8 protein-coding genes are annotated in these 7,723 nt (G+C 73.8%); 5 read left to right on the top strand and 3 right to left on the bottom strand.

Annotated elements, in window-relative coordinates; all coding sequences use genetic code 11:
* Positions 1-74: 74 nt before the first annotated feature.
* The gene (locus Dsi01nite_RS46760) at positions 75-683 is read right to left on the bottom strand and encodes a hypothetical protein (protein ID WP_203852937.1); all 609 of its coding nucleotides are present in this window, start codon (positions 681-683) and stop codon (positions 75-77) included.
* A 7-nt stretch (positions 684-690) separates the two neighbouring features.
* Positions 691-1,707, bottom strand: coding sequence for a potassium channel family protein (locus Dsi01nite_RS46755; protein WP_203852936.1), 1,017 nt, complete (start codon positions 1,705-1,707; stop codon positions 691-693).
* 83 nt (positions 1,708-1,790) lie between these two features.
* Here Dsi01nite_RS46755 and Dsi01nite_RS46750 point away from each other — a divergent pair, with 83 nt between their 5' ends.
* The 5 genes from Dsi01nite_RS46750 (at position 1,791) to Dsi01nite_RS46730 (ending at position 6,664) form a co-directional block, all read left to right on the top strand.
* On the top strand, positions 1,791-2,903 hold the full coding sequence (locus Dsi01nite_RS46750) for a polysaccharide pyruvyl transferase family protein (RefSeq protein ID WP_203852935.1): 1,113 nt from the start codon (positions 1,791-1,793) through the stop codon (positions 2,901-2,903).
* A gap of 16 nt (positions 2,904-2,919) precedes the next feature.
* On the top strand, positions 2,920-4,350 hold the full coding sequence (locus Dsi01nite_RS46745; RefSeq protein ID WP_203852934.1) for an FAD-dependent oxidoreductase: 1,431 nt from the start codon (positions 2,920-2,922) through the stop codon (positions 4,348-4,350).
* A 73-nt stretch (positions 4,351-4,423) separates the two neighbouring features.
* On the top strand, positions 4,424-5,467 hold the full coding sequence (locus Dsi01nite_RS46740) for a hypothetical protein (RefSeq protein WP_203852933.1): 1,044 nt from the start codon (positions 4,424-4,426) through the stop codon (positions 5,465-5,467).
* A complete protein-coding gene (locus tag Dsi01nite_RS46735) occupies positions 5,460-6,107 on the top strand; it encodes a 4'-phosphopantetheinyl transferase family protein (protein ID WP_203852932.1) in 648 nt (215 codons plus the stop codon). The genes Dsi01nite_RS46740 and Dsi01nite_RS46735 overlap by 8 nt, the downstream gene beginning before the upstream one ends.
* On the top strand, positions 6,104-6,664 hold the full coding sequence (locus Dsi01nite_RS46730; protein ID WP_239136763.1) for an HD domain-containing protein: 561 nt from the start codon (positions 6,104-6,106) through the stop codon (positions 6,662-6,664). Before Dsi01nite_RS46735 ends, Dsi01nite_RS46730 begins: the two co-directional genes overlap by 4 nt.
* Before the next feature lie 102 nt (positions 6,665-6,766).
* Here Dsi01nite_RS46730 and Dsi01nite_RS46725 read toward each other — a convergent pair whose 3' ends face one another.
* The gene (locus Dsi01nite_RS46725) at positions 6,767-7,606 is read right to left on the bottom strand and encodes a hypothetical protein (protein WP_203852931.1); all 840 of its coding nucleotides are present in this window, start codon (positions 7,604-7,606) and stop codon (positions 6,767-6,769) included.
* Between the last annotated feature and the right edge of the window lie 117 nt (positions 7,607-7,723).

Raw genomic sequence — 7,723 nt, 5'->3', positions numbered from 1 at the left:
GGCGCGCTACGTCTGCCGGCGCGCTACGTCTGCCGGCGCGCTACGTCTGCCGGCGCGCTACGTCTGCCGGCACGCTACCTCTGCCGGTGCTTGCGGCGGCGGATCACCTCGGCCACCACCAGGCCGGCGATCAGCAGCACACCCAGGGTCACCCAGAGCGGGGCGAGGCTGCCCGCCCCCGATGACCCAGCCGGCGCGTCGCCGGCCGGGGCCGTCGCGGCGGTCGCCGGGATCAGGCACGCCACCTCGACCGGCTGCGGGGTGCCGGCCCCCGTGCCGGTCTGCGTGCCGGTCTGTGTGCCGGACTGTGTGCCGGTCTCTGCGCCGGAGACCGCCGGGACCAGCGCCTGGCAGTGCCCCTCGACGGGGGCGCCGAGGTCGATCGCGACCCGCCACGACCCGGGCGGCAGCACGCCGCTCCACGTCTGCGTGCCGCGCTCGTCACCGGTCTGCGTGAGCTTCGCTCCGGCGGTCACCGCCGACCCGCCCGCCGCGGGCGTCGCGGTCAGGGTCACCGGGGTCGGCTCGTTGATGGGGTGGCCGTCCTGCCACTGGGCGGTGATCCACACAGAGCCACGGCCGTCGGAGTGGATGGTGACCGACGCGCCACCATGGGCGGCGGCGGGCGAAGCCAGGCCCAGCACTGCCAGCAGTACCGCCGCCACAACGACGAACCGCCTCACCAGCGGCTCACGGCATCGCCGGGGCGGCCTGCGGGCGGTCGTCGCGCACATAGACGACCATGTCGCCGGTCTGGATCGTGGTGCCCTCGGGGTCGGCGAGCGACAGCACCTTGCCCCGCCGGAACAGCGCGATGACCAGCTCCGAGAGGTCCCGTGGCGCCGAGCCGACCTCGTCCCGGCGGGCGGAGCGCATCGCCAGGGCCATCCCCTGCCCGGGGGTGAGGAGGTCCTCGACGACCTCGATGAGCGGCGGCGCGGTCGTGGACAGGCCCAGCAGCCGGCCAGCGGTGGCGGAGGACACGATGACGTGGTGGGCGCCGGACTGGCGCAGCAGCGGCGCGTTCTCCGCCTCGCGGGCCGCCGCGATGATCGAGACCTTGCCCGCGGTCAGCTGCCGGACCGTGAGCGTGACCAGGACCGACGCGTCGTCGCTGTCGGTCGCGATGATGATCGCCTTGGCGTCCTCGACCCGGGCCTCCTTGAGCACCGTCGAACGGGTCGCGGAGCCCTCGACCACGACCAGGCCGTCGGCCTGGGCCTGACGCGCGGCGGCGGACTGGCTCTCGACCACGACCACCTGGGCCTTGTCCAGGCCGTTCTCCAGCAGGGTGCCGACCGCCGCCCGGCCCTTGGTGCCGTAGCCGCAGACGATGACGTGGTTCTTCACGCGTTTCCTCCACCGCTGCAACCTGAGGTTGGTGCGGTACTGCTCGGTCAGGACTTCCAGGGTGGTGCCGACCAGGATGATCAGGAACAGCACGCGGGCCGGGGTGATGATCAGGATGTTGGCGAGGCGGGCCGACTCCGACACCGGCGTGATGTCGCCGTATCCGGTGGTCGACAGGGTGACAACCGCGTAGTAGAAGCAGTCGAGGAGGGTGAGTCCGTCCTCGTTGACGTCCCGGTAGCCGCCCCGGTCGACGAAGATGACTGCGACGATCGAGGAGACGAGCAGCACCGCGAAACCGAGCCGCGCGCTGATCGCCCGCAGCGGGCCCCGCCGCACAGCCGGAAACTGGATCACGTGCCCCGCCCACGGTTGCCGAATGGTCGAAACCCACCATACGGGCAACGTATGACCCGACGCCTGCTGGGTAGCGGGCGACGATGACAAGAGTGGGCGTCCTCGGCTCGTACGGCGGTTGCAATCTCGGCGACGAGGCGATCCTGACGAGTATCCTCGCCGACCTGCGGGCCAGGCGGCCGGACGTGGACGTGCTGGTGTTCTCCCGCGAGCCGGAGCACACCGCCGACGCGCACCCGGACGTCGAGGTCGCGCCGTGGGAGGGCGTCAGCCGGGACCGGACCGCGGCCGAGCTGCAGCGCCTGGACCTGCTGGTCCTCGGGGGCGGCGGCATCCTGTACGACACGGAGGCGCGCCGGTATCTGCGCGTGGTGCGCACCGCGCAGGAGCAGCGGGTGCCGGTCTTCGGATACGCCCTGGGCGCCGGCCCGCTCACCGAGGAGATCGACTGCGCGATGGCGCGCGACGTCCTCGCCCAGGCGGTCGAGGTGACCGTCCGGGACGAGGAGTCCAAGGTCGCGCTCGAGGAGGCGGGGGTGACCTGCCGGGTGTCCGTCACCGCCGACCCGGCGCTGCTGCTGGCCCCGGAGGAGTTCGACGCCGGCCTGCTGCGTGACTCGCTGCCGGCCGGCCGCCGGGTGGTCGGCATGAGCGTCCGCGAGCCGGGCCGGGCCGCGCAGCACCTCGACGCCGACGGGTACCACCAGCTCCTCGCCCACGTCGGCGACTTCATCGTGCATCGGCTCGACGCGGCGCTGCTGTTCGTGCCGATGGAACGCTCCGACATCCGCCACGCCCACGCGGTCCTGTCCCGGATGACGGCGGCGGAGCACTGCCGGGTCCTGCACGGCGAGTTCCGGCCGGGGCAGATCCTGGACCTGATGAAACACCTGGACCTGGCCGTCGGCATGCGGCTGCACTTCCTGATGTTCGCCGCCCTCGCCGGGGTGCCGCTGCTGGCGCTGCCGTATGCGGGGAAGGTCTTCGACTTCGCCCAGCGCATCGGCGCGCCGGTGCCGCGCGGCGTGGTCCGCGAGGCCGCCGGGCCGCTGCTCGCCCAGGTCGACCGGTTGTGGGACGAACGGCCGCAGCGCCTGGAGGAGACCGCGTCGCGGGTCGCGGCCCTGAAGCAGCGGGCCACGGAGACCGGCCGGCGCCTCGGCGCGCAGCTCGACCGGACGAAGGTCGCGGCATGACGACGAAGGTCGCGGCATGAACCCACCGGACAGCACCGCGCTGGGCCGGCCGGGCAGCACGCAACGGGTGCACCTGCCGCCGAGGACGGCGGAGCACGGCGGGCACACCGAGGTCCTGGTGGTCGGTGGCGGCCCGGCCGGGTTCGGGGCGGCGATGGGCGCGGCGGCCGCCGGCGCCGACGTCGTGCTGGTCGAGCGGTACGGGTTCCTCGGCGGCAACGCCACCGCGGCCCTCGTCATGCCGCTGATGAGCTTCCACAACGAGATCAAGCAGGCGGTCGGCGGCGACGACAGCCGGCTGCTGCCCACCGACCACGGCGAGGGCGAGCCGGTCGTCGCCGGGGTGCTGTGGATGCTGCTGGACCGCCTGGTCCGGGCCGGTGGCGCGATCACGCCGGCGAAGGAGACGGGATACACGGTCCCGTTCGACCCGGAGACGTTCAAGCTCGTCACGTACGACATGCTCGGCGGCGCCGGCGTGAAGCTGCTGCTGCACGCGTTCGCCTCCGACCTCATCGCGCTGCCCGACGCCTCCCGCGTGGTGTTCGAGACGAAGTCCGGCCCCGTCGTGATCGACGCCGACGTCGTCGTGGACTGCACCGGCGACGGTGACCTGGCCGCGTCGGCGGGCGCCCCCTACGAGGTGGGCCGCCCCGAGGACGGGCTGACCCAGCCGATGACGCTGATGTTCCGGATCGGCGACCTTCGGCGGGAGGGCTTCGCCGAGTACGTCCGCGAGCACCCCGACCAGTGGAAGGGCGTGCACGGCCTGTGGGACCTGATCCGGGAGGCGCGCGACGCGGGCGAGCTGGACCTGCCGCGGGAGGACGTGCTGTTCTTCGCCACCCCGCACGAGGGCGAGGTGTCGGTCAACTCGACCCGCTTCGGCGGCCTCGGCGTCAGCGTGTGGGACCTGACCCGGGCCGAGCTGGCGATGCACCGCCAGCTGGACAGCATCGCCCGGTTCCTGCGGACCCGCGTGCCCGGGTTCGAGTCCTCGTACGTGATCCAGAGCGGCGTGCAGGTCGGCGTGCGGGAGACCCGCCGGGTGCTCGGCGACTACCAGCTCACCGGCCAGGACGTCCTCGACGCGCGGAAGTTTCCGGACGTGGTGGCGCGCGGCGCGTATCCGGTCGACATCCACAACCCGAACGGCCCGGGCACGATCCTGCGCCGGCTGCCGCAGGGCACGTCCTACGACATCCCGCTGCGGACGCTGCTGCCCCGTGACGTGGACCGGCTGCTCGTCGCGGGGCGCTGCATCTCCGGCGACCACGTGGCGCACAGCTCGTATCGCATCATGCCCATCTCGATGGCGACCGGCCAGGCCGCGGGCGTGTGCGCGGCCCTGTCGGCCCGGGTCGGCAAGCCGCCGCGCGAGATCCCGGCGGCGCACGTCCAGCGGGTCCTGCGCGCACAGGGCGCCAGCATCCCTGACGCAACGTAGTCGACGCATCTCGTCGCGTGCATTTCCGCCGGACGGGGTCGCCTCGCCTCCGTCGATGCGTCAGGATCGATCCATGGCGACCACCACCGCTCCGCACGCGACGACCGCCCCCGACCGGCCGGTGTCGACCTCGCGCCGGGACCTGGCCGTCGCGCTCGCCACGCTGTGGCTCACCGGCGGGCTCTACCTCGACGGCTGGGCCCACTCGCACGTGCCGGAGCTGGAGACGTTCTTCACCCCGTGGCACGGCGTGCTCTACAGCGGCTACGCGGCGCTCGCCGTCGCCCTGGTCCCGGCGAGCCTGTGGCGCGGCCGCCCGGCCGGCCCCGTCCAGGACTGGGTCCCCGCCGGCTACGGGCTCGGCCTGCTCGGCGCCGTCCTCTTCGCCGTCGGCGGCGCCGTCGACATGGCCTGGCACACGCTGCTCGGCATCGAGGTCGACCTCGAGGCCCTGCTCAGCCCGCCGCATCTGCTGCTGCTGACCGCCGGCATGCTGATGATCACGACCCCGGTCCGCGCCGCCGCGGCCCGCCGCGCGGCCGAGGCCCAGCCGTCGCGCCTCCCGATCGCCGGCGACCTGCCGGTCCTGCTGAGCACGCTGAGCGCGGTCGGCATCGCCGCCTTCTTCCTCAACTACCTGTCGCCGTTCATCGACGCGCCCGCCGCGTTCGACGGGTATGGCAACGGGCAGGCGTTCGGGCTCGCACAGCACCTGACCTTCACCACGTTGGTCGTCACCGCCGCCCTGTTCGTGTGGACCCGGCTCGGCCGGATCCCGGCCGGCCTCCTCACGGTCGTCGTCGCCGCCGCCTCAGTCCCCAACGGCGTCTTCAACGACTTCGAGAACCTCGCCGCGCAGCTGTGGCCTCTGGCCGGCGCCGTCGTCGCCGACGTGGCCGTGCGCTGGGTCGCGGTGCGGCACCCGCACCTGGTCCCGGTCGCGGTCGGCGCGCTGCTCCCGCTGCTGGTCTGGACCACCCACCTGATCGGCGTGCAGACGTCGCTGGGCGTGGCGTGGTCGGAGGAGCTGTGGGCCGGCGTCGTCGTCCTCAACGCCCTGGCCGGCGCCGTCCTCGGCACCCTGGCCGCCGGAGGTAGGGTTCCCGCTCGTGCGTGACCTGTTGCCGGAGTTCGTGGTGGTCGAGGTCGCCGGGGACGACGACTGGACCGGTGCCCTGCTGCCCGACGAGGCGGTGCACCTGTCGCCGCGGGCGGTCGAGGGCCGGCGGCGCGAGTTCACCGCGGGGCGGGTCTGTGCGCGGCGGGCCCTCGCACAGGTCGGGATCCACGGCCAGCCGGTGCTGTCGGCGCCGAGCCGGGCGCCGATCTGGCCGGCGGGGACGACCGGGAGCATCACCCACACCAAGGGCTACTGCGCCGTCGCCGTCGCCCAGGTGCCGGACCTGCGCGCGGTCGGGATCGACGCCGAGCGCCGCACGGTGCTGCCGGCCGACATCCTGCCGTCGATCCTGCTGCCGGAGGAGATCGCCTGGTGCGCGGCCCGGCCGGACGAGCCGTGGTGGCCGGCGGTGCACTTCAGCGCCAAGGAGACGGTGTTCAAGATGTGGTCGCCGATCATGGGGACCTGGCTCGACTTCCACGACGCCAGGCTGACCATCGACGTGGCGGGGGGCACGTTCGAGGCGGCGATCCTGCCGGAGAAGCTGGCCGGGTCGCCGGGCGCGCCGGAGGTGTTCCGCGGCCGGTTCGCCGCCGAGCCGGACCTGGTCCGCACCGCCGGGCACGTGGAGCGGTGAGCGCGTTCGAGCGGGCGCTGGCCGAGCCCGGACCGCGGCCGCTGCCGCCGGAGGTGGTGGCGGTCCTGCGCCGGGTGGACGCGCCGCCGAGGCTGGTCGCGCACCTGCGGCTCGTGCACGACGTCGCCGCGCAGCTGCTGGACTGGCTGGCGGAGGCGGCGCCGGGGCTGGTGGTGGACCGGGCGGCGGTGCTGTTCGGCGCGGCGACGCACGACATCGGCAAGGCCGTGCACCGGCGGGAGCTGTCGGAGCCCGGCAGCGCGCACGAGGCCACCGGCGCGGACCTGCTGCGTGACCACGGGGACCTGGCCAGGTTCGCGGCGACGCACGGCCAGTGGGAGCGGCCGGACGCGACCGCGGAGGAGCTCCTGGTGACGCTCGCCGACAAGGTGTGGAAGGGCAAGCGGGTGGACGGCCTGGAGCAGCGGGTCGCGGCGCTGCTCGGCGGCGGGCGCGAGCCGTGGGAGGCGTTCCTGGTCCTCGACGACGAGCTGACCCGCGTCGCCGAAGACGCCGACGCCCGCCTGGCGTTCCAGGCCGCCTTTCCGGTGGACTGAGCGGCGCGGACCGAGCGGCGCGGACCGAGCGGCGCGGACCGAGCGGCGCGGACCGAGCGGCGCGGACCGAGCGGCGCGGACCAAGCGGCGCGGACCGAGCGGTCAGGGCAGGTTGGGGCGGGCCAACGCGTAGACCTCGACGGCGAGCTTGCGGGCGTCGAGGTCGAGCTGGCCGCGTTGCACGGTGATCGTGCACAGGCCCTGCTTCCGCTGGACCTGCAGCTGCTGGAACATGCCCTGGTCCGAGAAGTACGCGGGTTCGGCGACGCCCGGCTCGCGCGGCGTCCCCGGCAGCGGCTCCGCCTGCTTCCCGGGAGCCCACTCGACGAGGACGCTGGTCGACTGGGCGTCGATGACGTATCGGCAGCTCGTCTCGGTGCCGCTGGTCGACTGGACCGGCTTGGCGACCCGCGCCAGCCGGGACACCAGGTCCGACAGGTCCGCGGCGGCCACGAACCGGCACCCGGCCGGCGGCGCCGCGGCCGAGGCCGGCACTGAGGGAGTCACCAGCGAAGGGGACGACGGCGACTTCGCGGCCGCGGCTGCCTTCGCCGAGGCCAGGTTGCGCAGCTCGAACGAGGCGCTGCAGCTGTAGGGGCCCCGGTTCCAGAGCACCTCGACGCCGTCGACGCTGATGACGCAGGTCAGTTTGAAGCTGAGGTCGGAGCTGGCGGCGGAGGCGCCCAGCAGCAGCGTCGACACCCCGGCCTCGGAGGTGACCGTCGTCGACCAGGCCGGTGACGCACCCGGCGCGGTGGCCGTGCCGGTCGCGGCGCCGCGGCCGGCCGAGAACTCGATCCGCACGTCCTCGTTGGCGCTGCCGGTGCCGCTGACCTCGAACTTCACCTGGTGCGCGGGCTCCTCCGCGGGCAGGTCGGGCGACCCGGGCGCGCACGCGCCGGCGTTCAGCAGGACAACAGCCAGGAGGAGGAGACGCTTCACAGTTGTCCGACCCTAGCCGTCCGGGCGGTGCCGCGCTGCCCTCCGGCCGGTGCCGGGCGGCGTGTGCCACTATTGTGAAACGTTTCATGCTGTGGCTACAGTGACGGTTCGACACAT

It is taken from the genome of Dactylosporangium siamense (assembly GCF_016862795.1).
Lineage (GTDB): Bacteria > Actinomycetota > Actinomycetes > Mycobacteriales > Micromonosporaceae > Dactylosporangium > Dactylosporangium siamense.
This window is presented reverse-complemented; position numbering and strand designations above follow the sequence as displayed.

What these genes read in the sequence shown, in the direction of transcription:
- Dsi01nite_RS46740 (WP_203852933.1), top strand. Translation starts at nt 4,424, where the DNA reads ATGGCGACCACCACCGCTCCGCACGCGACGACCGCCCCCGACCGGCCG.
- Dsi01nite_RS46750 (WP_203852935.1), top strand. Translation starts at nt 1,791, where the DNA reads ATGACAAGAGTGGGCGTCCTCGGCTCGTACGGCGGTTGCAATCTCGGC.
- Dsi01nite_RS46745 (WP_203852934.1), top strand. Translation starts at nt 2,920, where the DNA reads ATGAACCCACCGGACAGCACCGCGCTGGGCCGGCCGGGCAGCACGCAA.